24 protein-coding genes and 2 pseudogenes are annotated in these 21,707 nt (G+C 71.1%); 11 read left to right on the top strand and 15 right to left on the bottom strand.

What is annotated here, in order from left to right:
• Positions 1-77 precede the first annotated feature (77 nt).
• The 3 genes from G569_RS0113460 to G569_RS48125 are packed head-to-tail and all read right to left on the bottom strand — an operon-like array spanning position 78 to position 2,579.
• On the bottom strand, positions 78-1,742 hold the full coding sequence (locus G569_RS0113460; protein ID WP_028063790.1) for an MOSC and FAD-binding oxidoreductase domain-containing protein: 1,665 nt from the start codon (positions 1,740-1,742) through the stop codon (positions 78-80).
• Between the two features lie 31 nt (positions 1,743-1,773).
• Positions 1,774-1,992, bottom strand: a complete 219-nt coding sequence (locus G569_RS0113455; protein WP_037496316.1) for a hypothetical protein — start codon at positions 1,990-1,992, stop codon at positions 1,774-1,776.
• Positions 1,989-2,579: an RNA polymerase sigma factor gene (locus G569_RS48125; RefSeq protein WP_064750344.1), complete on the bottom strand. Its 591-nt coding sequence runs from the start codon at positions 2,577-2,579 to the stop codon at positions 1,989-1,991. The genes G569_RS0113455 and G569_RS48125 overlap by 4 nt, the downstream gene beginning before the upstream one ends.
• A 72-nt stretch (positions 2,580-2,651) precedes the next feature.
• Between G569_RS48125 and G569_RS66345 the strand changes: the two are divergent.
• From G569_RS66345 to G569_RS0113430, 4 genes and pseudogenes are all read left to right on the top strand, one after another.
• A pseudogene (locus G569_RS66345) lies at positions 2,652-2,918 on the top strand (DUF427 domain-containing protein); the annotation flags it as partial.
• Positions 2,917-3,123, top strand: coding sequence for a hypothetical protein (locus G569_RS65305; protein WP_245602479.1), 207 nt, complete (start codon positions 2,917-2,919; stop codon positions 3,121-3,123). The pseudogene G569_RS66345 and the gene G569_RS65305, both read left to right, overlap by 2 nt.
• Before the next feature lie 71 nt (positions 3,124-3,194).
• Positions 3,195-3,737 carry a PilZ domain-containing protein gene (locus G569_RS65300; RefSeq protein ID WP_028063787.1) on the top strand — a complete coding sequence of 181 codons (543 nt, stop codon included), beginning with the start codon at positions 3,195-3,197 and terminating at the stop codon, positions 3,735-3,737.
• Between the two features lie 34 nt (positions 3,738-3,771).
• Positions 3,772-4,488: a hypothetical protein gene (locus tag G569_RS0113430; RefSeq protein ID WP_028063786.1), complete on the top strand. Its 717-nt coding sequence runs from the start codon at positions 3,772-3,774 to the stop codon at positions 4,486-4,488.
• Here G569_RS0113430 and G569_RS0113425 read toward each other — a convergent pair.
• A complete protein-coding gene (locus G569_RS0113425; RefSeq protein WP_028063785.1) occupies positions 4,485-4,901 on the bottom strand; it encodes an ester cyclase in 417 nt (138 codons plus the stop codon). The genes G569_RS0113430 and G569_RS0113425 overlap by 4 nt on opposite strands.
• Before the next feature lie 12 nt (positions 4,902-4,913).
• Positions 4,914-5,672 (bottom strand): SDR family NAD(P)-dependent oxidoreductase, encoded by a 759-nt coding sequence (locus tag G569_RS0113420; protein WP_028063784.1) that lies wholly within the window; start codon positions 5,670-5,672, stop codon positions 4,914-4,916.
• A gap of 65 nt (positions 5,673-5,737) precedes the next feature.
• On the opposite strand from G569_RS0113420, the gene G569_RS0113415 reads away from it, so the two are divergent.
• On the top strand, positions 5,738-7,219 hold the full coding sequence (locus tag G569_RS0113415; protein WP_028063783.1) for an aldehyde dehydrogenase: 1,482 nt from the start codon (positions 5,738-5,740) through the stop codon (positions 7,217-7,219).
• Positions 7,216-7,872: a GntR family transcriptional regulator gene (locus G569_RS0113410; protein WP_053226309.1), complete on the top strand. Its 657-nt coding sequence runs from the start codon at positions 7,216-7,218 to the stop codon at positions 7,870-7,872. The genes G569_RS0113415 and G569_RS0113410 overlap by 4 nt, the downstream gene beginning before the upstream one ends.
• Here G569_RS0113410 and G569_RS0113405 read toward each other — a convergent pair.
• On the bottom strand, positions 7,838-8,725 hold the full coding sequence (locus G569_RS0113405; RefSeq protein ID WP_028063781.1) for a GNAT family N-acetyltransferase: 888 nt from the start codon (positions 8,723-8,725) through the stop codon (positions 7,838-7,840). The genes G569_RS0113410 and G569_RS0113405 overlap by 35 nt on opposite strands.
• 29 nt (positions 8,726-8,754) lie before the next feature.
• Between G569_RS0113405 and G569_RS0113400 the strand changes: the two genes are divergently transcribed.
• Positions 8,755-9,252, top strand: a complete 498-nt coding sequence (locus G569_RS0113400; protein WP_028063780.1) for a DinB family protein — start codon at positions 8,755-8,757, stop codon at positions 9,250-9,252.
• A gap of 65 nt (positions 9,253-9,317) precedes the next feature.
• The gene (locus tag G569_RS0113395) at positions 9,318-10,172 is read left to right on the top strand and encodes an LLM class flavin-dependent oxidoreductase (protein WP_037496311.1); all 855 of its coding nucleotides are present in this window, start codon (positions 9,318-9,320) and stop codon (positions 10,170-10,172) included.
• Here the strand turns inward: G569_RS0113395 and G569_RS48120 are convergent.
• Positions 10,147-10,710: a hypothetical protein gene (locus G569_RS48120; protein ID WP_037496309.1), complete on the bottom strand. Its 564-nt coding sequence runs from the start codon at positions 10,708-10,710 to the stop codon at positions 10,147-10,149. The genes G569_RS0113395 and G569_RS48120 overlap by 26 nt on opposite strands.
• Before the next feature lie 74 nt (positions 10,711-10,784).
• Between G569_RS48120 and G569_RS0113385 the strand changes: the two genes are divergently transcribed.
• Entirely contained in the window at positions 10,785-12,695 is a 1,911-nt protein-coding gene (locus G569_RS0113385) for a hypothetical protein (RefSeq protein ID WP_157592008.1), read from the top strand.
• Positions 12,696-12,699: 4 nt separating this feature from the next.
• On the opposite strand, the gene G569_RS0113380 is transcribed toward G569_RS0113385, so the two are convergent.
• From G569_RS0113380 to G569_RS0113370, 4 genes and pseudogenes are all read right to left on the bottom strand, one after another.
• Entirely contained in the window at positions 12,700-13,452 is a 753-nt protein-coding gene (locus tag G569_RS0113380) for a class I SAM-dependent methyltransferase (RefSeq protein WP_028063777.1), read from the bottom strand.
• Positions 13,453-13,462: 10 nt separating this feature from the next.
• Positions 13,463-16,210 carry a glycosyl hydrolase gene (locus G569_RS48115; RefSeq protein ID WP_064750343.1) on the bottom strand — a complete coding sequence of 916 codons (2,748 nt, stop codon included), beginning with the start codon at positions 16,208-16,210 and terminating at the stop codon, positions 13,463-13,465.
• A 130-nt stretch (positions 16,211-16,340) separates the two neighbouring features.
• Positions 16,341-16,679: pseudogene (locus G569_RS66340) on the bottom strand (glycosyl hydrolase); the annotation flags it as partial.
• Between the two features lie 155 nt (positions 16,680-16,834).
• Complete coding sequence (locus tag G569_RS0113370; RefSeq protein WP_157592007.1) at positions 16,835-17,386, bottom strand: ester cyclase; 552 nt, start codon at positions 17,384-17,386, stop codon at positions 16,835-16,837.
• A gap of 42 nt (positions 17,387-17,428) precedes the next feature.
• On the opposite strand from G569_RS0113370, the gene G569_RS0113365 reads away from it, so the two are divergent.
• A complete protein-coding gene (locus G569_RS0113365; protein WP_028063775.1) occupies positions 17,429-18,433 on the top strand; it encodes a hypothetical protein in 1,005 nt (334 codons plus the stop codon).
• Positions 18,434-18,475: 42 nt separating this feature from the next.
• Positions 18,476-19,672 (top strand): hypothetical protein, encoded by a 1,197-nt coding sequence (locus G569_RS0113360; RefSeq protein ID WP_028063774.1) that lies wholly within the window; start codon positions 18,476-18,478, stop codon positions 19,670-19,672.
• Here the strand turns inward: G569_RS0113360 and G569_RS0113355 are convergent.
• From G569_RS0113355 to G569_RS0113340, 4 genes are all read right to left on the bottom strand, one after another.
• A complete protein-coding gene (locus G569_RS0113355) occupies positions 19,640-20,167 on the bottom strand; it encodes a dihydrofolate reductase family protein (RefSeq protein ID WP_028063773.1) in 528 nt (175 codons plus the stop codon). The two genes, G569_RS0113360 and G569_RS0113355, sit on opposite strands and share 33 nt — an antisense overlap.
• Positions 20,164-20,523, bottom strand: a complete 360-nt coding sequence (locus G569_RS0113350) for a hypothetical protein (protein WP_028063772.1) — start codon at positions 20,521-20,523, stop codon at positions 20,164-20,166. The genes G569_RS0113355 and G569_RS0113350 overlap by 4 nt, the downstream gene beginning before the upstream one ends.
• A 274-nt stretch (positions 20,524-20,797) precedes the next feature.
• The gene (locus G569_RS0113345) at positions 20,798-21,019 is read right to left on the bottom strand and encodes a hypothetical protein (protein ID WP_028063771.1); all 222 of its coding nucleotides are present in this window, start codon (positions 21,017-21,019) and stop codon (positions 20,798-20,800) included.
• Between the two features lie 64 nt (positions 21,020-21,083).
• A complete protein-coding gene (locus G569_RS0113340) occupies positions 21,084-21,695 on the bottom strand; it encodes a hypothetical protein (RefSeq protein WP_028063770.1) in 612 nt (203 codons plus the stop codon).
• Positions 21,696-21,707: the final 12 nt, after the last annotated feature.

Here is a 21,707-nt window from a genome sequence, read left to right as displayed (position 1 = left end):
GAGCCGGCTTCGGTGTCCCGCCGCCCCGCGCCGGTCGGCGCGCGCGGCGACACGTGGGTAGACCTCGGCGAACCGCGTCACAGGTCCAGCGCCAGTTCGGAGGTCGGCGTGGTGCAGCAGACGAGGATGCGGCCCGCGGGCGGAGGCTCGAGCGGGTCGGGCGCGTAGGCGACCTCGCCCGCGAGGAGGCCGCTCTCGCAGTTGTGGCAGACGCCGTTGCGGCAGCCGAAGCCGACCGGGACGTCGCACGCCTCGGCGAAGTCCAGCAAGTTGCCGAAGCGGGCGTCCCAGGGGATCGTCAGGTGGCTGCGGGCGAAGGTGATCGCCGGCCCGGTGCCCGGCTCGCCGTCGGGCGCGTGCGGCGCGCGCGAGCCCGCGTCGACGATCCCGGAGCGGTGGACGGCGGAGGTGCCGAACGTCTCGGTCGCGATCCGGTCGCCCGCGACGCCGTGGGCGATCAGCGCGTCGCCGATTCCCTGCATGAACGCCGCCGGCCCGCAGACGTAGTAGTCGGCGTCGACGGGGACCCCTTCCAGAGCGCTCACACCGAGCCGACCGGTGATGTCATAGCCGGAGTCGCGCGCCGCCGGCCGGCTGTAGGCGACCAGGCGGTGGGCGTCGGGCAAGGCGGACAACAGGGCGTCGACCTCGGCCGCGAACGCGTGCTCGGCGGCGTTACGGGCGCCGTGCAGCCACCACACCCGCCGCGCGCCGTCGAGCGCGTGCAGCATCGCCAGGACAGGTGTCGCACCGACGCCCGCGCTGATCAGGACGACGGGCCGCGTGCCCGGCTTGAGCACGAACGTCCCGCGCGGGGCGGCGACGTCCACGGTGTCGCCCACCCCCACGTGATCGTGCAGGAACGAACTGGCCGCGCCCTCGCGTTTGACGCTGATCCGGAAGCGGTCGACGTCGGAGAGCGAGTAGCTGCGCAGCAGCGGCGGCTCGTCGTCCGACGGCCGGAGCCGCACGGTCAGATACGAGCCCGGCGCGGGCACCGCGCCACGCCCCGCGAACGTGAACGACTTCACGCCCGCGCTCTCGCGCCGCACCTCGGTCACCCGCAGCGGCGCGAACCCCGGCCACGCGGGCTCCGCCTGCACGGGAGCGGCGAGCAGGTCGCGGAAGCTGCCCTTCCACCCCTCGCTCAGGGCGGGGATCCGCAGCGCCCGCTCGAGCCGCTCGCGGGTCTTCCCGGGCAGGTACAGGAGCGCGTCGACGTCGGCGATCGTCATCCGCTCCGGCCCGTCGGCCACCTTGACGATCGCGTCGCCCGCCTGCACCACGCCCTCCTCGAGCACGCGCAGGTAGAAGCCCGGCCGGTGGTGTGAGACGAGCAGCGCGGGCATCGCTGCGTCGTTCATCCGGATGCCGACGCGGTAACACGTGACCCGTGGCTGGGTGACCTCGAACAACGCGCCGCCGACGCGGTAGCGATCGCCGACGCAGACCTCGTCGTCGCCCATCCCGTCGACCGTGAAGTTCTCGCCGAACTGCCCGTAGGAGAAGTCGTCGCGGCCGAGCTCACGCTCCCAGTGGCGATACGAGTCGAGCTGATAGACGAACACCGCGCGGTGCTCGCCGCCGTGGGCGAGCCGGTCGGCCTGGTCGTCGCCGTCGATGTTGAGCCGCCGCACCATCCGCGGCCCGTCCACGGCGGCCTTCCAGATCGCGGTGCGGACGGTCTTGCCCTCCCACGCGACCTCGCGCGGCACACCGACGTTGAGCGAGACGAGCTTCATGACGTCATGAGTGTGCCGCCCGACGGTCGTCTTACCCGAACTCGTCGAAGTCGCGAGCGGCCTCGAGCAGCCCGTCGTGGTCGGCACGGCAGGCCGGGCAGACGCGCAGATGGATCGCGGTGCCCGGGAAGCGCTCCGCGGGGTCGCCGCCGCCGAGCTCGATCTCCACGTACTGGTCCATGATCGGCACCCCGGCCTCGCATCCGGCATCAGCCTCCTCGGCGCGCAGCAGTTCGTCGAGCTCGGTCATGTGGACACCTCGTATCCGGCGTCGGCCAGGCACGCGCGCAACTTGCGCCGCGCGTCGAACAGATTCTTGTAGACCGCGTTGCGGTTGGACTCCAGTTGCAACGCGAGGACGTCGATCGGCACCTCGTTGAGCGCGACCGCCGTGAACACCTCGCGCTGGCGCGGCGTGAGGTCGCTCCGGATCGCGGCCGACAGGGTCGAGAGCAGCTCACGCGCCTCCACCCGCGCTCCCGGCGTCGTCGCGAGGACGTCCGGCAGCTGGTCGAACGTCAGCTCCTCCCGCCCAGGTGGATGGCGCTGCCAGGCGTGCCGCGCGAGCTTGCTCGAGACCTCGAAGATCGCGAACTTGTACGCCCATGTCGAGAACCGGCTGAGCCCGCGGAAGTCGTCGAGCTTGGCCAGGATGGTGACCACCGCGTCGTTCGCGCACTGCTGCGCGACGTCCTCGAGCTCCGGGCCCGACAACGGTCCGCCGCGCCGGTGCAGCTCGTGGAGCGCGGCCCGGCGCAGCGCGTCATGAAGGTCGGACACCGCCTGCTCGTCGCCGAGCCGCAACCGCTCGACCCAACGCAGCGAAGTGGCGTCCACGAGGAGTGATGGTAAGACCGCCGCGCTGCGCGCCACCAATGCGTTCGAACCACGAACGATCGGAGGCCCGCGATGGGCTTGTCATGGCAGCAAGGGCCGCTCGGCCGCAATCCCCACGGACAGTTCCTCGTCCCCGGCGTGCCGGAGCGCGTGCTGTACGCCGAGCCCTTGCGCCGGAGGCTCCGGGCGGAGCTGGGCGGACGCACGGTGGTGCAGTCCGACGACGTGGTGCTCTTGTTCGAGCCCGGCCGCTACCCCGTCGCCTACTTCGCGCCGAAGGACTTCACCGAAGGCGTGCTCGAACCGATCGAGCATCGGACGCGGCACGCCGACCTCGGTGAGACCGCCTGGTTCACGGTCGCGGGCGACGCCCGCCGAGCGGCCTGGACGCACGTCGACCTGCCGGCACACGCCAAGCTCGCCCGATCCGGTCGAGGTGCGGCTCGACGGCGAGCGGTTCGAGCCCGAGCCGGGCCAGACCGTGGTCTCGCACGGCGTCGATCGCGACCTCAGCGTCGGCGAAGCGGGAGCGCTGCTCCTCTGACGCGTTCGATCGCGGACACCGGAGACCTGGCGCGTTGGGACTCAGGGGCCGAGCGGCCGATCTCCCAGGTTGTGGATCAGCGGCTCGATCAGGACTTCCGGGTCACCGTCAACCTTCCGCCCACGAACGCGCGGGCGCGGTTGCGGGACTTCGACGCAACCGTCGTCGAGTTGCTCGACAGCGCCGTCGTCCTGCGGCCCGACATCGACTTCGAGCTGATCCCCGGACAGACCGACGACGTGTACCTGTCGTTCGTCAGCGGGCGAGGGCTGGTCGCGCTCAAGGGGTCGCTCACCCGCGACGGCGGCGGCGTCCGCTTCCGCGTCCAGGACGGCGTGCGGGTGCGCCGGGAGCGGGCGCCGCGCATCGACGTCGAGTTGCCGGTCACGCTGCGCCGCGGTGAGGAAGTGGTCGCGGGCGTGACCGCCAACGTCTCGCGCGACGGCGTGCTCGCGCGCGCGGCGCTGACGGTCGCGCTCGAGGATCGGATCGAGATCGAGATCGTCCAGCTGCGCTTCACGGCGCGCGTCGTCCGCTACGGCGACGGCATGGTCGCGCTGCAGCTCATCGAGGGCCCACGTTCGGCACTCGCCGAGCACCTCGCCGTGATCTAAGATCGCTGTTGCTGTGATCAACAAGGTTGGTCTCATGGCCGTGCTGGCCGTGACCGCCGCGACGTACAGCGGGACGATCGACGGCGGCGGATCGGTCAGCCTGACCGTGTCCGATGGCGGGACAGCGGTCAACGGCATCCAGCTCAACGTCCCGAACACCGGCTGCGGATCGCTCGTGGTGCAGTACGTCGGCACGTTGCCGATCACCAACGGCGCGTTCACGTACGCGACCTCCACGGTCACGCTGAGCGGGACGTTCCCGTCGCCGGGCACCGCTCAGGGGACCTTCCAGGCCCGCCAAGGGTCGACTCCCTGCGCGAGCCCACGGGCGTGGAGCGCGACCGCGCCCGGCTTCCCCACCCCGACGCCGACACCCACCGCGACACCGATACCGGTCCCACAACCCGCGCCCGACACCACCCCGCCGGTGGTCGTCCTGTCGGGCGCGACGTCACAGCGCTCCGGCCGCACCGTGACCGTCGGTGTCACCGCGAGCGAGTTCGGATCGGCGACGGCAGGCGGAACCCTCATCGTCCGCGGCCGGCGCCACGCCCTCGGCACGGCCACGGCACAGCTCGCCCCGAACGTGACCGCCCGGCTGCACCTGCGCGTGCCGGCCAAGACGCGGCGGGCGGCGGTGAAGGCGCTGAGGGCACATCGCCACGTGAGCGCGCAGCTCACGGTCACCGCCCGCGATCAGGCCGGCAACGCCACCACCGCCACACGCACCGTCCGGCTGCGCCGCCGCTAACCCGGCATGGCACCCAACTGGGTGAGCATCCCGAGGTTGTCGAGCTGCGCCCAGTGCTCGACGAACACGCCGTCGCGGATCTGGAAGAGGTCCAAGACCGCCACCTCGATCCGCTTGCCCGTCGCCTCGAGCTCGCCGAACGCGCCCGTGTGGGTGGCGTGGATCGTCAGCCGCACGAGCACCTTCTCGCCCTCGGCGACGAAGTCGTGCAGCGGCAGCTCCATGTCCGGGAACGCGGGCATCAGCGCGTGGTGCAGTTGCATGACGCCCTCAGGCCCCTTGACCTCGAACGGGAGGCCCGGATCGTGGCGCTCGAAGGTCGGCGCGATGTGCGCGTTCATCCACGCCTCGTCGCCGGCGAGGAACGCCGTGAAGTAGTCGCGGCAGAGCTGCTTGTTCTCCTCCAGGCCCATCACATGCTCCTCTCAGTACATGATGTGGCCGCCGTCGACCACGATCGTCTGCCCGGACACGAACCCCGCGAGGTCCGACAGCAGGTAGAGCGCCGTGCCGACGAGGTCGTCCGGCCGCTGCTCGCGCGAGAGCGCGCGGGCGCGCAGGAACGACTGCTGCCACTCGACGGGCCGGTCCTGCGTGGCGCCCGTGATCACGAAGCCGGGTGCGATGACATTGACGCGGACGCCGTCGTTGCCGAGCTCCTTGGCCAGCCCTTTGGTCATCGACAGCACCGCGCCCTTGCTGGCGACGTAGTGCAGGTAGCCGGGCTGCCCCGCGACCGCGACGATCGAGGCGATGTTGACGATGCTTCCGGACACCTGCGAGCGCATCGCCGGGAGGACCGCCTTGCAGCAGTTCCAGATGCCCTTGACGTTGACCGCGAACGTCCGGTCCCACACCGCCTCGTCGATGTCCTGGAACGGGGTGAGCTTGATCTCGCGGAAGTAGGCCGCGTTGTTGACCAGGCCGTCGATCCGGCCGAACGCGTCGGTCGCGGCCTTGGCCATCGCGGCCGCCGAGTCGATGTCGGAGACGTCGACCTCGACCTGGATCGCCTTCGCGCCCGCAGCCTCGATCGCGGCGACGGTCTCGTCGGCGGGGTTCATATCGGCGGCGACGACGTTGGCGCCCTGCTCGCCCGCTCCCACGGCGAACGCCTGCCCGATGCCGGTCGCGGCGCCGGTCACCACGATCGTGCGACCGGCGAGGAGGTCATGTCCCGTCATTCGCGCGATCGTACACAGGGCGCCAACTTCTGTATACAAAACTGGCGCGTCTGTATTCTCCGGTCATGGCCACCGTTGAACTTCCGCAGTACGAGCTTTACGTCGCGGGTGGCACCTTCCCGCCGGCGAACGGCCGCTTCTACGACACGGTCGACCCGTACACGGGCGCGCCCTGGGCGCGGGTCCCGGACGCGGGCGACGAGGACGTCGACCGCGCGGTCGGCGCCGCCCGCGCGGCCTTCGAGGGCGAGTGGGGCGAGAAGACCGGCTTCGAGCGCTCGCGGCTGATGCACAAGCTCGCCGACCTGATCGAGCGCGACGCCGACCGACTCGCCGAGCTCGAGTCGCGCGACTCGGGCAAGCTCCTGCGCGAGTTCAGCGGCCAGATGCGGCTGCTGCCGACCTGGTACCGCTACTTCGCCGGCTGGGCGGACAAGCTCGCGGGCGAGAGCATCCCGTCCGACAAGCCGAACTTCGTCGCCTTCACCCAGCGCGTACCGGTCGGCGTGGTCGCCGCGGTCGTGCCGTGGAACTCGCCGCTGCTCCTGCTCACCTGGAAGCTGGCGCCGGCGCTCGCGACCGGCTGCACGATGGTCGTCAAGCCGTCCGACCACACGCCGGTGACCGCGCTCGAGCTGGCCAAGCTCGTCACCGAGGCCGGCATCCCGGACGGCGTCTTCAACGTCATCACCGGCAACGGTCCCGCGGTCGGCCGCGCGCTCGTGCGCCACCCCGGCGTCGACAAGGTCGCGTTCACCGGGTCGACGAAGACGGGGATCGACGTGGCCGAAGGGGCGACGAGCCATCTGGCACGCGTCACCCTCGAGCTCGGCGGCAAGTCCGCGCAGGTGGTCTTCCCCGACGCGGACCTGGAGGCCGCCGCCAACGGCGTCATCGCGGGTGTCTTCGCCGCCACCGGCCAGACCTGCATGGCCGGCTCGCGGCTGATCGTCCACGAGGACGTGCACGACGAGCTGGTCGAGCGCGTGTCGGCGCGGGCGCGCGAGATCGTGCTCGGCAACCCGCTCGAGGCCGCGACCGAGATGGGCCCGCTGGCCAACGCGCAGCAGTTCGAGAAGGTCACGGGCATCCTGCGGGCCGCCCTGGAGCAGGGCGCCACCGCGGCGTGCGGCGGCGGCCCCGACACCTCGCTCGGCGGGTACTTCGTCCAGCCGACGCTGCTGACCGACGTCGATCGCGACTCCCCCGCCGTGCGTGAGGAGATCTTCGGCCCGGTGGTCGCCGCGATGCGCTTCCGCGAGGAGGAGGAGGCGATCGCGAAGGCCAACGACACCGAGTACGGGCTGGCCGGCTCGGTCTGGACGCTCGACGTGCGCCGCGCGATGCGGGTGGCGCAGAAGCTGCGTGCCGGAACGGTCTGGATCAACGCGTACCGGGTCGTCGGGCCGAACGTCCCGTTCGGCGGGTTCGGCGCGAGTGGCATCGGCCGCGAGAACGGCTACGACGTGCTGCGCGAGTACACGGAGACGCGGTCGATCTGGATCGAGACGTCAGGCGCGACCCGCGATCCGTTCACGCTCGGGTGAGCGACGAAGACCCCGTCCTGGACGCGGTCGACGTCGCCTATCAGGCCATCCGCCGCGCGATCATCGAGGGGGCTTACCCCGCGGGGTCGCGCCTGCCCGAGGAGGAGCTGAGCGAGCGGATCGGCGTCAGCCGCACGCCGATCCGCCAGGCGCTGCGCCAGCTCGAGCACCAGGGCCATGTCGAGCTCCGCCCACGGCGCGGCGCGTGGGTGAGCTCGTGGACCGAGGAGGACATCGCCGAGGTCTACGGCGTGCGCGCACAGCTCGAGAGCTACGGCGCGCAGATCGCGGCGCAGAAGATCGGCGCGCTCGAGCTGCGCCACCTCGAGGAGTGCTGCCTGCGCATGGAGGCGATCGAGGACTCGCGTCAGCCCGGCTTCCTCGACGAGCTGGGCGAGCTCAACAACGAGTTCCACGCCTCGCTGCTGCGCGCGACCGGCAACCGCCGGCTGATGATCTCCCTGGCCAGCATCGTCGAGACGCCGCTGATCCTGCGCGTCTACCACTCCTACGACGAGCGCCGCCGGTACGAGGCGATGCGCCACCACCGCGAGATCCTCACCGCGGTGGGCGCGCGCGACGGCGAGTGGGCGGCCGCGACGATGCGCGTGCACATCCTCAGCGCCCGCAGCGCGTTGCTGCGGAGAGGCTAAGGCGGATCAGATGCTGCGGCCTGCCGCCGAGCTCGAGCTTGTAGCGCTCGAGACCGCGCATGAAGTCGAAGCGGTCGAGCCCGTCTTCGATCGCGCGCTCGATCAGCGCGCCGAGCAATACGATGCCGGGCGAGAGCGCCCGCGCGGACTGCTCGAAGGCCATGTTGTAGAGGTAGTAGGTGCGGGCGGTCTGGAAGCCGAGCGTGATCGCCACCGGCCGGCCGTCGACCTCGAGGGCGTCGAGGCGGCCCAGCGGCGCGACGGCGCGAAAGAAGGCCTCGATCGGCCGCGTCAGGAACGTCCCCTTCGCGCCCGGCGCGTCGCGGAAGAACGCGACGAACGTCTCGATGTCACCCGCGATGAGGCGCGCCGCGGGGAAGTGCCGCCGCTTGCGGTCCAGCTCGTGGCGCGAGTGACGGCTGAGGCCGCGCAGGTAGCGGGCCCAGCTGTCCGGCAGGTCGAGGATCGCCACCGGCTCGTCGCGCTCCACCCGTGCGGCGGCCTGCAGCCGTGCGACGAACGGGTCCTGTGGGCGGGCGTTCTCGAACTCCAGCCGGCGGGTGCCGAGCGCGCGCAGCAGGCGCGCCGCCGCCGCGTCCTCGCAACCTGGCGCGATGGCGGGCCCGGGATAGTCGGTCGTCTCGCGGTTGCCGAGGAAGCGGAGCGTGTCGCCGTGGCATTGCAACGCGGCGACGCCCGCGTCGCCCAGATCGATGAGCTCGAGCTCGCCCGCCCCGAAATGCGCCCACCACGCCCGCTGCCACTCGGGCGTCAGGAAGGGATGCGGGTCGTCGAGGAGCGACACCACCGCACGCCAGCGCGACAGCGCCCACCCATCGTCGGCGACCGACATCGGCCGCATCGTGTCAAAGGAGGAGAGCCATGAGCACCCAGAGCCCGGTCACGCCCGCACAGGCGGCGCAGGAGGTCGACGAGGCGCTCGGGCGCTTGCAGGGGATCGTCGAGCAGCTCACCGACGGCGACCTGCACCGCGCCCACAGCGGCGGCGGTTGGACGGTCGCGCAGGTGATCTCGCACATCAACGTCTGCACGATCATCTGGCTCGGCGACCTGCAGCGCCTGCGCGACGACCCCGAGCTGGACTTCTTCTTCCGCGAGGAGATCGGGCACGACCTGACCGGCTACCCGCCGCCGACGGTCGACATCGCCACCCGCCAGCTCGCCAGCACGCGCCGCTCGCTCGCCCACTGCGTCCCCGCGACGGACGACGCGCTGCTGGAGCGCACGGTCGAGATCCCGGACCTGGGCACGATGACGATCGCCGAGTGGACGCCGATCATCACCGGCCACCTCGCCCACCACGTCGGCCAGGCGCTGGACATCATGCGCGACCGCGAGTTCCTCCCGGACGGCGCGTAACGGCGAAACGGATAGGTTGTCCGCTACTGTGATGTGGACAGCCTATCCGTTTCGAGGAGCCGCACATGCCACACCCCAGTTTCGGGATCATGACCGCCCCGATGCAGGTCGCGTACGAGGACGTCCTGCGGGTGTGGCGGGAAGCCGACGAGATCGCCGAGATCGAGCACGCGTGGCTGTTCGACCACCTGCTGCCGATCGCGGGCGATCCGAACGGGCCGGCGTTCGAGGGCTGGACGCTGCTCTCGGCGCTGGCGGCGCAGACGCGGCGGCTGCGGATCGGCGTGCTCGTGACGAGCAACCGGTTCCGGCCGCCGGCGATGCTGGCCAAGATCGGCGCCACCGTCGACGTCGTCGCCGGCGGCCGGCTCGAGTTCGGGATCGGCGCGGGCTCGCGCCCCGGCCATCCGATCGCGCGGCGCGAGTACGAGGCGCACGGGCTGCCGTTCCACGACTTCGGCCCTTCCGTGCGCGCGCTCGACGAGGCCTGCACCGTGATCCGGCGGTTGTGGACGGAGACGGAGCCGTTCGACTTCGCCGGCGAGTACGTGCAGCTCACCGGGGCGTTCTGCAACCCGAAGCCCGTCAAGCGCCCGCCGATCATGATCGGCGGACGCTCCGCCCCGACGCTGCGGGTGGTCGCCAAGCATGCGGACAGGTGGAACATCCCGGGCGGCGACCTCGAGGACGCCGTGCAACGCAGCGCGCTGCTGGACCGCTACTGCGCGGAACTCGGCCGCGATCGCGCGTCGATCACCCGCTCGATCCACCTGCCGGTCTCTTACGACGACCCCGCGGCCACCCGCGGCGCGATCGCGGAGGCGACCGCCGCGGGGTTCCAGCACGTCGTCCTCGGCCTCACGCCGCCGTACCCCGCCGGTGTGGCGCGCTGGGTCACCGACCAGTTGATCGCCCCCTAGCGGCGACCACGCCGGCTCGCCAGCCGGGCGCGCGCCCGCCGGCGGGTGGATGGACCCCGTCGATGTCGATCCCGGCACGGCACACGAGCCAGGCGATCACCGAGTTCGAGTTCCACATGTCACCCGTCCCGAGCTCGTCACGGCCCCAGACGAGCGGCGGGACGCTCGGCACGAGCTCGAGCACGCGCGCCGCGATCACCGGGTCGTCGGTCAAGCGCCGCGGGCCGCCCACCGCCTCGCCGATGTCGGGGATGCGTCCGCCGCGCCAGCATCGGACCTCGTAGCGGAACAGGTCGAACCGGCCGAGCAGCCGGCTCCCGACCGCGCCTTCGACCACGACGCCGCGGTCGGCGTCGCGCACGTTCCAGACGGGCGCCATCTCGATCGCGAACGGTTCCGGACCGACCTCCAGCGCCGAGTGATAGAGCGCGCGGCGCGGACGGCGTTGGGCGGTGGCCGCGATCGCCTCGTAGACGAGCCCGTTGATCCGCACGCTGTGCCCTCCCGCGCCGAGTGGGAGCCAGTAGAGATCGACCATGCCAGGAGCCTCGCGCAAATCTGAGGGGTGCGCCCTGATTGTGCGCCGCGGCCGGCTCTGAGACGGTCGGCCGCATGAGCGTGAGATTGGTCCTGATCGCCGCGATCGCGTTCGGGGTGTGGGCCGGCCGGGCGGATGCGCAGGTCGTGGCGGGCGGGCTGCCCGGGCTGACGCTCGACGTCGCGGACACCACCAACGAGGACGGCGAGCCGCAACTGAAGGTCACGCTCACCTCGCCCGACGTCGACGAGGACGGCGGCCGCCTGGTCGAGCCGGACAGCGGCGACGCGCCGGTGTGGCCGGACCAGGCGATCGTCGCGAGCGGGTCGGTGGAGCGCCCCGACGGGAGCATGCAGGTCTACGCCGGGGGCGCCGTGAGCGCCGACGCCGCCACGGTCGAGCTCACCTACGCGGGCGGGAAGGTGCTGCGCCTGCCGACGGTCGCGGGCGAGGCGTACACGGGCCGCGACGCCGGCCGGGTGCGGTTCTTCCTCGGCGAGTTGACGCTCGGCGAGGACGCGGACGACGACCCGGACTCCGTGCGCGTGCTCGACGCGTCGGGCACCGTGATCGGCGTGCCGGTCTCCGACTCCGTGCTGCGGAAGGCGCGGGTGCTGCGACGCCGCGCGGGCGGCGCGCTCGTGCGCGCGTGGGTCCAGCTGTTCTCCGAGGTGCAGGCGCTCCCGAACGCGCCCGAGCATCGTGACGAGGGTTTGTGCCTCCAGGTCGGCGTGAATGGCTCCGGAGGGGACGAGCACGACGTCGCCTGCCAGCAGCCTGATGTGCCGTTGATCCTGGGCGGCCGGCGCGGGTGCGGGCGGGTGCCGACGACGCTGACCGGGTTCGTCCCCGCCGGGACGGACCACCTGACCGTGACGCTCGGCAGCGGGCGCACGGTGACCACGGGGACGCGCGCGCTGCCGTTCGGGCACGCGGGGCAGATGGTGCTGACACTCCTTCCGCGCGGCGAGGCGATCCGCAGCGCCGTCGCGCTGGACGCGAACGGCCGCACACTCGCGGGCGGGCAGGTGCTCGTCGCGCCGCCCGATCGCCGGTGCAGGACCGACTACCCCTACGAGGACTGGCGCTTTTACGGCGAGCTCGACGAGCGGCCGGGCATCCCGCCCGGGACCGAGACCGCCGCGTCGCTGGGCGACGCCGGGCCGCGGCTGCTGGTCCGCGACGACGGCGAGCGCCTCTGCGCGGGGATCGACACGCTCGACCTCAACGGCCTCGACTGCTACGACCCGCCCGCCGGCGGCTACGAGCCGGACTCGGTGTTCTCCGACTTCCGGCGGGGCTTCGTCGCCGGCATCTTCCCCGCGCGGGTCGCCGCGATCGACATCGAGTTCCTCGACGGTTCCAAGCTCCGCGCCCCCGCGGTGCCGGGAACCGGATACACGGGCCAGTACCACGACTTCCTGCACTTCGTGCTCGTGCCGGCGCCGGTCGGCAAGTTCGTCAAGGGCGCGACGCTGCTCGACGCCGCCGGGCGCAGCCTCGGCCGCACGTTCACCAGCGGCACGGCGGACGATCCCGCGCTCGTGGGAGCGCCGAAGACGGCGTTGCGGGTGGGCTCCGAGCGGCTGCGGACCGGCGCGTTCAACACCCCCATCGACCCGCGCGACCGCGTGCGCTGCATCGCGCTCGACGACGACGATTGCCTGGACGGAGCGGTTCCGACCAAGGCGAACTCGATCAACGTCCGCGTCCGCTGCGACCGGCGGCAGACGGTGATCTACGGCGTCGCGCGACGCGGGGTGCGCGGCGTCGACGTCGGGCTCGTGGGCGGGCGCCGCGTGAAGGCCCGGGTCGCCGCGTTCGGCGACCTGAAGGTCTACCTCGCCGTGCTCGGCCCGCGGGTCGCCGTCAGCGACGTGCACTTCGCGGGCGGGCCGGCGAACAACGGCTCGCACACGTTCGTCCTCCCCGGCCGCGAACCGGCGCGCCAGTGCGGCTACGAGTCGTTCGGCGAGCTGTTCTGACGCCCTAGGCGACGACGCCGCGGGCGACCCACGCGACCGCGGGCTTCGCCGTCGCCAACGTCTCGCGGGAGCGCTCGCGCACGGCGACGCGGCGCTCGTCGTCGAGCGAAGCCACGTATTGCCCCGCCGGGCCGACGCCCAGCTCGAACGGGTCCCACCACTCCTCGAAGGTGGCCGGCTTGAACGGGACCTCGTGCTCGGTCGCCTCGATGCGGGTCAGGCCCGCCTGCTCGAAGTAGCCGACGAGCTGACCTTCGCGCGCGCCGGGGAGGCCGGACTCGTCGCGCACGGAGGAGTCGAGGGCGCGCACCGCCCGCCAGAGCGGCGCAAGCGGCGAACGGTCGCCGGCGAGGTCCCAGACGCTGGCGGCGACGATGCCGCCGGGGCGGGTGACGCGAGCCATCTCGCGCACACCCCCGACCGGGTCCTTCATGAAGTGCACGACGAGCTGCGCGAGCGCGACGTCGAACGCGTCGTCGGCGAACGGCAGCGTCTCCGCGGGCGCGTCGACCGCCTCGACGCCCGGCAGGCGCTCCCGCAAGGCCGCGACGAACGGCGGCGACGGATCGGCCGCGACGACCGCCGCCGCGCCCAGGCGCTCGACGAGGACCTCCGTCAGCGCGCCCGGGCCGCTGCCCACGTCGATCACCCGCTGCCCGCTCGCCACCCCGGCGTAGTCCGCCAGCTGGGGCGCGAGCAAGCGCGAGTAGCGGCCCATGAACTTGTCGTAGGAGTCCCCGGCGACAACGAAGCTCATGGGCGCGACTCTACGGGGTCGTGGTCGACAGCGTGAACGTGAGCGTCTTGGAGTAGCTCCCGGTGCGGAGTGCGTCGTTGGCGCCGATGTGCTGGGCGAACGCGATCGTCACCGGGTCGTTGGACACGGGCGCGGACCAGGTCGCGCGGCTGAACTGGACCGACAGCGGCTCGGGCAGTGAGAACGACCCGTTGGTCAGATGCCCGGGGTCGCCGACGGTCAGCGCCGCGTCGCCCGCGGTGCTCAGCACGTTCGCGCTCGTCGAGGCGGTGTACGTCCGCGCGACCCCCGGCGTGAACGCGCCGAACGAGGCCGCCGGACCGAGCGAGAGCGCGAGCGTCGCGGGGACGCTGCCGCCGACGCTCCCGGGCGTGTCCGTGCGCGCGTACACCGGCGACTCGCCGTACGGCGTCAGCTTGACCGGGCCGATCAGGCCGTACTTCTGGCGCGTGGCGTTGGCATAGGCGACGTCACCGGCGCGCAGGCGGTTGAGGAGCGTCGTGGCGACCTCGACCGTGATCGAGTTCGCGCCCGGCTTCAGGTACGGGCCGATGTCGACCGTCGTGTTCAGCTGGTCGGCGGGCGGGAGCGTGACGCCGTTGACGCTGACGCGATAGGTGTCGAAGACCTCGCCGAGATCGAGATACGCCCCACCCCCGGCCCAGTCGAACGTGGTCGTGTAGGTGCCGATGCCGGAGACGTCCGCCAGCTCGGGGATGTCCGACCACGCCTTCAGCCCGTCCAGCGTCAGCGTGTGCGTGGCGTGCAGGGTCTGCGTGGGCGTCGCGCCCGGGAGGAAGTCGTCGACCGACAGGTTCCAGTGCGTGAGCGTCTGCGCGGCCGGGACCGACGCGATCGTCGTGTCGACCGAGCGGCCGTCCGACAGCGTCGTCGTGTACGTGCCGGGAGCCGCCGCGCGGGCGACGAGGGTCGCGCCGGAGGCGCGCACGGCGTCCGCCGTGGTCGACGTCGCGTGGACGGGCAACGCCGCGAGGTCATGCCCGAACACGAGGATCGTCGTCTGTCCGGCCTTGAGCGCGATGCGGGTCTTCAGGCGGCCGTTCGAAACGCTGTAGTTGGCCACCGGCACGAGCTTGCCCGTCCACGCGTCGGCGACGTAGGGCACCGCCGTCGGGTCCGTCATGGCGAAGGACGCATCGACGTTCGCGGCCTGCGTCGCGTGGCTGTTGGCGACGAAGTAGTAGTCGGTCGAGCCGTCCACCCGGTGGGCGGTCTCGAGCGGGGCGACCGGGTACTCGACGTCACGCTGCACGCCGAGGTCGGCCAGCGCGGTCGGGATCAGGTCCTTGGTCAGCGGGTTGCGGACCGTCGGCTGCGCCAGCAACTGGTCGATCAACGACTTCAGCGTCGCGTTCTCGCCCGCCTTGGGCAGGCCCGGGACGCTCGGCGCCGACCAGTTGCCCACGATCACGATCGGCAGCCCCGCCTTCGCCCAGTCGAGCAGCTTCTGAGCGGTCGCGATCCGCAGCAGGATCGCGCGGCTGAACGCGACGTCGCCCTCGAGCACGAGCGCCTTGAAGTTCGGACCGTCCGGGGCGAGTCGCTTGTCGCGCACGGTCGCGTTCGGCAGGTCGAGGATCGACTCGGAGATCTGCTCGTTCGTCCAACCGACGTGGTTGCCGCCGTCCTTGAGCACCTGCGCCGCCTCACGGGTGTCGGCGGTGAAGTACGGCGCGCCGTAGCCGGCGGCGACGTAGCCGGTCTGGATCAGCACGCCCACGTCCGGCGTGTTGCGGCCGGTCTGCATGACCTCCTGGTTGCGCGCGAAGTAGCCGCTGATGTCCGACGCGTGCTTCCACGTCGGCTGGCGCGGACCCCAGGACTCGCCGTAGCCGGGCGCGTTGCTCAGCGGCGAGAACGCCGAGAAGCCCGGCCAGCGCGACTCCGGCGTGGTCGCGTAGGAGAAGCCGTGGAAGATGTTCTGGTTGACGCCCGCCGCGAACTCCGGGGCGAGCTTGCGCAGCTCGGTCTCCCACGTGGTGCTGTACGCGCCGCCCGCGGTCGCGCCCGCCTCGTTGGACAGGATCGTCTTGCCCGCGAGGTCGCGCGCGCCGGCCTGGCGCTTGTAGTCGTCGAGGTTCTTGAAGCCGAGCGACTCGCCCTCGGGGATGTCGAGCAGCGCGGACGCCTGCATGGCGTCGGTCTGCAGGCCGTACGGCTGGATGCTGAGCTTGAGTCCGAGCGCGTTCGCCCAGGCCTTCAGCGGCTTGAGGTGGTTCTCGTTGTAGAGGTTGGTCAGGACGAGGTTGATGTCACGCCGCACGCTCGCCGCGGTCGTCGAGTCGGTGTAGTTGAAGACCACCTTCTCGGCGTTCTTGGCCACCAGCGGCAGGTACGGGAGCAGGCTGTAGCCGAGCTGCTGCTGGAACGCGTCGGCGAACCCGGGCGTCCACAGCGCCGACGTGGTCTCCAGTTCGAGCGAGTCCTCGAACAGCGACCCGCCCGCGTCCTTGAGCAGCGAGCGGATCTCGGGGCTGAGGATGTGCGTGTCCCAGAAGTCCGTGATCGCCTTCGTGCCGGTCTGGTTGAAGTGGTCGATCACGTAGGAGTCGGGGGTCGTGTGGCCGCTGCCTTCGGGCTTCTGGCCGGTGCCGCGCTCGTAGTAGGAGATCAGGATCCAGTTGCCGTCGGCGGGCGCGGACCAGCTCACCGTGCCGTCGGCTGCGATCGGGACGTTCGTGACCGTCGACCCGTCGAGCGTGTACGCGGTCTTGGGCGGCGCACCCACGACGGTCACCTTCGCCGCCTGGACGTAGACGAGCTTCTGCTGGGTGACACCGGACGGGGCGGCCAGGGCGGGCGCGGGCGGCGCGCCGGTGGAAGGTCGTGCCCGGCGCCACGGTCGCGATGCCGTAGGCGAGCTCCTTGATCGCGGCCGGGCTGTCGGGCGTGATGCTCGGGACCGCGGACGGCCACGACGGGCCTGCCGTGATGTCGACCGTCATTCCACGCGCCTTGGCCTTCTCGAGCGCGGCCTGGACCGCCGACTGCCAGGCGGGTGTGCCCCAGCCGTGGCCGGCGGGGTCGAGCGCCTGCTTGGCGCTGTGGTGCACGTCGGCGATCTCCGCCCCGCCGAAGCCGGCGTCGGCCATCTGGTCCAGCTCGGCCTGGATCTCGGCGTTGTCGACCAGCGCGTTCGGCCACCACCAGCGGAACTTGGGCTGGTACTGCCGGGCGGGTGAAGCGAACGAATCGGCAAAGCCCACGGCCTGCGCGGACGCGGGCAGCACGACGACGGCGGCCGCGACCGCGACCGCCAGGAGACCTCTCCTCACAGCACTCCTCCTCTGGGGTACGGCGAGAAGATTTGCGCGCTATTGGTCGATTGTCAATCTAAACGACCAAATACGCCTTCAAACGCTCATGCAGGTGCCGCGCCTTCCTCGAGCGGCGCGGGCGTGATCACCAGGTCGCGCACGCTGAGCGTCCCGTCGGCGAACAACCGGATCTGCTCGATCGGCCCGAGCAGCTCCCAGCTGATCTCGAGCTCCGCGATCCGCCCGGCCTCGACGCGGGCCCTGGCGGTGCCGGTCGCGCGGATCGCCATGTGCGTCGGCTCGATCTCGACGTCGTGCACGCCCGCGAGCGGCTCCACCACGGTCGCCTGCGTGTTCGTGCCCTCGACGGTGAACAGCGCGATCACGACGTCGGTCTCGGCGACGATCGCCGAGACCTCGACCTTGCAGTCCGGCATCCCGGATCGATAGGCGCTGAGCTCGACGCGCAGGATGTCCGGCCCCACCCAGCGCACCATCCGACCGGCCCCGACCTCGTGGATGTGAGAGCGATAGCCGCGATCGATCAGCGTCTCGAGCTCGTCCAGCCGGCCCTCGCCCCACGCCTGCTCGAACAACCGCTTCACCGCCACCTTGGCACTGCCGGACATCTCGGCCTCCGTTGCTCGCCTTCTCACCTGGCAAGAGTCCGACCGGTCCGCTCCAAATACGCTAATGAGATGTCACGGATCGTCTCCGCGCTGCTCGTGTGCGCCCTGATCGTTGCGGGGTGCGGCGGCAGCGACAAGAAAACGCCCCCCGACCCCGTCGAGCAGGTGCCCGACACGCCCGGCCTGCGCGACGCCGTGCGTGAGGCACAGACGCCGGATGCGGCGTCGTTCCCGGACCCGGCGGGCAAGACGCTGCAGCAGGTGGCCGATCTGGTGACGGCAGGGCCGCAGGCGGCGCTGGCGAGCTCGGTGTTCACGGCCGGGGGCGAGAACCGGTTCGTGTTCGGCGTGATCGGCCAGGACGGCAAGGCGATCTACGGGCCGACGGCGATCTACATCGCGCCGACGCCGAACGAGCCCGCTCAGGGCCCGTTCGTCGCGCCCGCGGACGTGCTGCTCACCACTCCGCGCTACCGGTCCGAACAGGCGGCGAAGGAGACCGACCCGTTCGCGGCCGTCTACGCCGCGCCGGTCAAGTTCGACAAGGCCGGGCCGTGGTCGGTGCTGGTGATGACGCGCAACGGCGGGCGGTTGGTCGGCGCGCCGACCCAGATCAACGTCAAGACCAAGGCGCAGGACAGGATCCCCGACGTCGGCGAGGCGGCGCCGAAGGTCGCCACGGACACGCTCGAGTCGCTGAAGGGCAACAAGGAGCTCCTGGACACGCGCAAGCCGCCGAGCGACATGCACACCGACTTCGCGAGCGTGGTCGGCAAGAAGCCGGTCGCGCTGCTGTTCTCCACGCCACAGCTGTGCGTCTCGCGCGTGTGCGGGCCGGTCACCGACCTGGCGCTGCAGATGCGGGCCAAGTACGGCAAGCAGATGGAGTTCATCCATCAGGAGGTCTGGAAGGACAACAACCTCAAAGCCGGGGTGCGCCCGCCGCTGGCGGCGTTCAACCTCGAGAGCGAGCCGTGGCTCTTCGTGATCGACAAGACCGGCAAGGTCACCGCCCGCCTCGAGGGCTCCTTCGGCGTGGCCGCGTTCGAGAACGCGATCAAGACCGCGCTGTAGTTCTCATCAGTTCCCAACACGGCTTCGAGGACGATCGGAGCCGTGTCCCAGTTGCTCGACTCCGTCCGTGAGGCGCCCGCGGCGGCCCGCGGCGTCCGCCCTCACACCACCTGGCGCGAGGACCTGATCGCGATGATCATCGCGTTCTGGCCGATCACCGCGCTGTTCTTCGACGGCCGCAACCACAACAACAAGGTCGGCCAGGAGTCGTTCTTCACGATCGCGCACAACCTGCTCTACACGGGCATCACCGTGTTCGCGATCTACGTCGGCAAGGTCATCGTCGAGTACCAGCCGCGCCGCCGCCGCGGCTTCGACTTCAAAGCGATCCCGGTCGGCTACGGCGTGACGATCATCGGCCTGTGCATCCTCGGCATCGCCGGGCCCGCCGACCTGATCTGGCACTCGATCTACGGCTTCGAGATCAACGTCGAGGCGATCGTCTCCCCGCCCCACCTCGCGCTCTTCCTCGGCGGCCTGCTGGTCTCCTCGACCGGCCTTCGCTCGATGTGGGCCAAGCGCGACATCGCGCCCGACATGCGCCGCTATCTGCCCGCGCTCTTGAGCGGGATCCTCTTCATCGCGATGGTCAACTTCATCACGATGTACCTGTCGGCGTGGATGACCAACGTCGCGCCGACCAAGGCGTTCGTGAACGACCTCAAGCGCTTCCACGACGTGATGAGCAACCAGCGCATCGGGCTCTCCGAAGGGCTGCGCGGCTACGGCGACAACCTCTTCCCGTACCACTACTACACGGTCGGGCAGTCGCTGGCCTCGATCGTCATCTCCACGATCGTGCTGCTCGGCCCGACGCTGCTGATCCTCCGCCGCTGGCGCGTGCCCGCGGGAACCTTCACGATCACGTACCTCGCGTTCGGCCTGCTGATGAACATCATGACCCAGTACCGCGACGCCTGGACGCTGATCACGCTCACGCTGACCGGCCTCGCGGTCGACCTCATGCAGCGCGCCTTCGCGCCCGCCCGCGACAAACGGCTGACGCTCGGCGGCATCCGGCTCGTCGGCTCGCTCGCAGCGATCGTGCTGTGGTTCAGCTACTTCGGTCTGATGGCGCTCGAGAAGGGCATCGGATGGAAGCCGACGACGTGGGTCGGCGTGTGCGTGATCGGCATCGGCACCGGGTTCGGCACCGCGTTCCTGGTCGCGCCCCCGGCCTACGGGCCGCGGCTCGTCGAGGGCGGCTCAGACGCGCCGATAGCGGAGGTGGACGGTTGATCCGAACGTGCGCGTCTCGATGAGGTCGAGGTCGATGTGCGCGTCCGGGGGGAAGTACGGCGTTCCACCGCCGACCACGATCGGAGCGACGAACAGGTGGAACTCGTCGATCAGGCCTTCGCGCATGCACTCCGCGGCGAGGCCGGCGCCGCCGACGGCGATCGTCTTGTCACCGAGGGCGGCGATCTCCTCCGCGAGGCTGCGCGTCGCCAGGCGCCCGGTGCCCTCGATCGTCTTGAGCGTCGTCGAGAACACGATCCGCTCGAGCCCGCGCCAGATCTCGGCGAACTCCGCCATCGTCGGATCGGTGAACTCCTCGGTCTCCCAGACGAGCATCGTCTCGTACAGACGCCGGCCCATCAGCTGGACGTCCGTCTCGGCCACACGCTGGTTGTGGAAGCGGTGCAGCTCGTCGGTCGGCGCGGTCCAGCCGAACGAGCCGTCGGGCTCGTTGATGTAGCCGTCGGCCGAGCAGCTCATCGAGTAGACGATCATCCGCCCACCGTAAAGCGGGTCGAACCGATCGCGACGTCCGCGGTGCCGCCGCAGCTGATCGTCGGCGGGCAGTGCTGCTCCTGCTTGAAGTACACGGTCGCCTTGTACGTGCCGGCGCACCACCCGGAGCGAGGCGGGCGGATGCGAAGGCGCACGTCGTGCCCCTTGGCCGCCGCGTTGCGGGTGCCCGAGCTGCGTGTGCTGCAGCCCTTCAGCGTGGCCTCGGCGCGGTAGGTGCCGTCGCGGGTCTTGTCGGCCTTGAAGCGGATCACGACCGCCTCGGCGGGCTGCGGCGTGCTAGGCGCGGCCGTCGGATGGACGGCTCCGGCGAGCGTCAACAGGGTCATGAGAAGCATGACCGGATGGTCGCCGGGAATTCATCGCCGTTGGGAGTTTCCTGGACCACACGCCGCGGCATCGCCCGACGGACGTACGTCGTCGCGGGCGTCGAGATGTGCAATGGAGCCCTCCCGTGGCTCAAAGTGCCGTGCGGTGTGAGCACGCGATCGGGGTCATGGGCCGGTGACGGCTCCGACCTCGAGACCGGTCAGCTTCACGTTCGTGGGAGCGATCTCATCCACGCCGGCGCTGCCCGACTGCCGAAGGTGCGGACGTCGGCCTTGGCCTGGATCAGCCAGTTGAGTCGAGGGCGTCGTCGGTGAGCGTGATGCTCTCGTCGCGGATCTCCGACGAGCGAACCGCGTCCGCTTGGATCTCGGGTGACCGGACCGCGTCCTTGCGGATCTGCGGCGCAGCGGCCGCCGCACTGCCGCCGAGCGCGACGAAGAGCGCGACGCTGCCGATGACGTTGGCGTAACTGAGGTGCTTCTGGAACACGGTGCTTCCTTTCACGAGGTCTTCGGTGGCCGACCCCGCCGCCGCTTCAACGGCCGGGCGCAGAGCGTTCCCTGCGATGTCAGTGAGCGACGGAGCGTCGCTGCGCGTGGTTGTCGCGGAGCGTCGCGCGGCGCTGCGCGATCAGCAACGCGAGCCCCAGGTTGACGGCGCAGAAGTAGAGCGGGTAGACCAGCAGCGAGGGGTCCAGCGCGCCGACCGATGCGGACGCCAGCGCGCCGCCCAGGCTCGCGCAGACGAACGTGGAGAGCGTCTCGGAGGCCGGATCGCGCCAGGTCTTGGGCACCATCATCGCCGCCGCCACGAGGTCGGCCACCACGATGCACGCCGTCGCGACGACCGGCGCAGCGGCGAGCAGCCATCCCGCGACGCCGGTGCCGGCGATCGCGAGCAGCATGAGGTCGGCGCGGCTCAGCCCACCGGTGCCGAGCCGGATGGCGAGCACGAAGACGAGCGTGGTCACGACGGCCTGGGTCGCGAGCATCAGCAGGCTCCACGAGGCGCCATCGGCGCTCTGTGACGCGCACGCGACGATCGCCAGCACGGCCCAGATCAGCCACGTGCCTCGGTGCGGAGTGGTTGCCCGCCGGAGGGTGTCGCGCACGTACGGGATGGCGTCGATGACGGCAAGAACACCGGCGAGCACACCGAGCGCAGGGGCGACGTTCGTCATCGGCCGAGCACG

Source organism: Solirubrobacter soli DSM 22325 (genome assembly GCF_000423665.1).
GTDB classification, from domain to species: Bacteria; Actinomycetota; Thermoleophilia; order Solirubrobacterales; family Solirubrobacteraceae; genus Solirubrobacter; species Solirubrobacter soli.
This window is presented reverse-complemented; position numbering and strand designations above follow the sequence as displayed.

Bases quoted from the DNA above. Each gene is read 5' to 3' on its own strand.
- G569_RS0113460 (WP_028063790.1), bottom strand. From the start codon at position 1,742: ATGAAGCTCGTCTCGCTCAACGTCGGTGTGCCGCGCGAGGTCGCGTGG.
- G569_RS0113455 (WP_037496316.1), bottom strand. From the start codon at position 1,992: ATGACCGAGCTCGACGAACTGCTGCGCGCCGAGGAGGCTGATGCCGGA.
- G569_RS0113430 (WP_028063786.1), top strand. From the start codon at position 3,772: ATGGCCGTGCTGGCCGTGACCGCCGCGACGTACAGCGGGACGATCGAC.
- G569_RS0113425 (WP_028063785.1), bottom strand. From the start codon at position 4,901: ATGGGCCTGGAGGAGAACAAGCAGCTCTGCCGCGACTACTTCACGGCG.
- G569_RS0113420 (WP_028063784.1), bottom strand. From the start codon at position 5,672: ATGACGGGACATGACCTCCTCGCCGGTCGCACGATCGTGGTGACCGGC.
- G569_RS0113415 (WP_028063783.1), top strand. From the start codon at position 5,738: ATGGCCACCGTTGAACTTCCGCAGTACGAGCTTTACGTCGCGGGTGGC.
- G569_RS0113405 (WP_028063781.1), bottom strand. From the start codon at position 8,725: ATGTCGGTCGCCGACGATGGGTGGGCGCTGTCGCGCTGGCGTGCGGTG.
- G569_RS0113400 (WP_028063780.1), top strand. From the start codon at position 8,755: ATGAGCACCCAGAGCCCGGTCACGCCCGCACAGGCGGCGCAGGAGGTC.
- G569_RS0113395 (WP_037496311.1), top strand. From the start codon at position 9,318: ATGCCACACCCCAGTTTCGGGATCATGACCGCCCCGATGCAGGTCGCG.
- G569_RS48120 (WP_037496309.1), bottom strand. From the start codon at position 10,710: ATGGTCGATCTCTACTGGCTCCCACTCGGCGCGGGAGGGCACAGCGTG.
- G569_RS0113385 (WP_157592008.1), top strand. From the start codon at position 10,785: ATGAGCGTGAGATTGGTCCTGATCGCCGCGATCGCGTTCGGGGTGTGG.
- G569_RS0113380 (WP_028063777.1), bottom strand. From the start codon at position 13,452: ATGAGCTTCGTTGTCGCCGGGGACTCCTACGACAAGTTCATGGGCCGC.
- G569_RS0113365 (WP_028063775.1), top strand. From the start codon at position 17,429: ATGTCACGGATCGTCTCCGCGCTGCTCGTGTGCGCCCTGATCGTTGCG.
- G569_RS0113355 (WP_028063773.1), bottom strand. From the start codon at position 20,167: ATGATCGTCTACTCGATGAGCTGCTCGGCCGACGGCTACATCAACGAG.
- G569_RS0113350 (WP_028063772.1), bottom strand. From the start codon at position 20,523: ATGCTTCTCATGACCCTGTTGACGCTCGCCGGAGCCGTCCATCCGACG.
- G569_RS0113340 (WP_028063770.1), bottom strand. From the start codon at position 21,695: ATGACGAACGTCGCCCCTGCGCTCGGTGTGCTCGCCGGTGTTCTTGCC.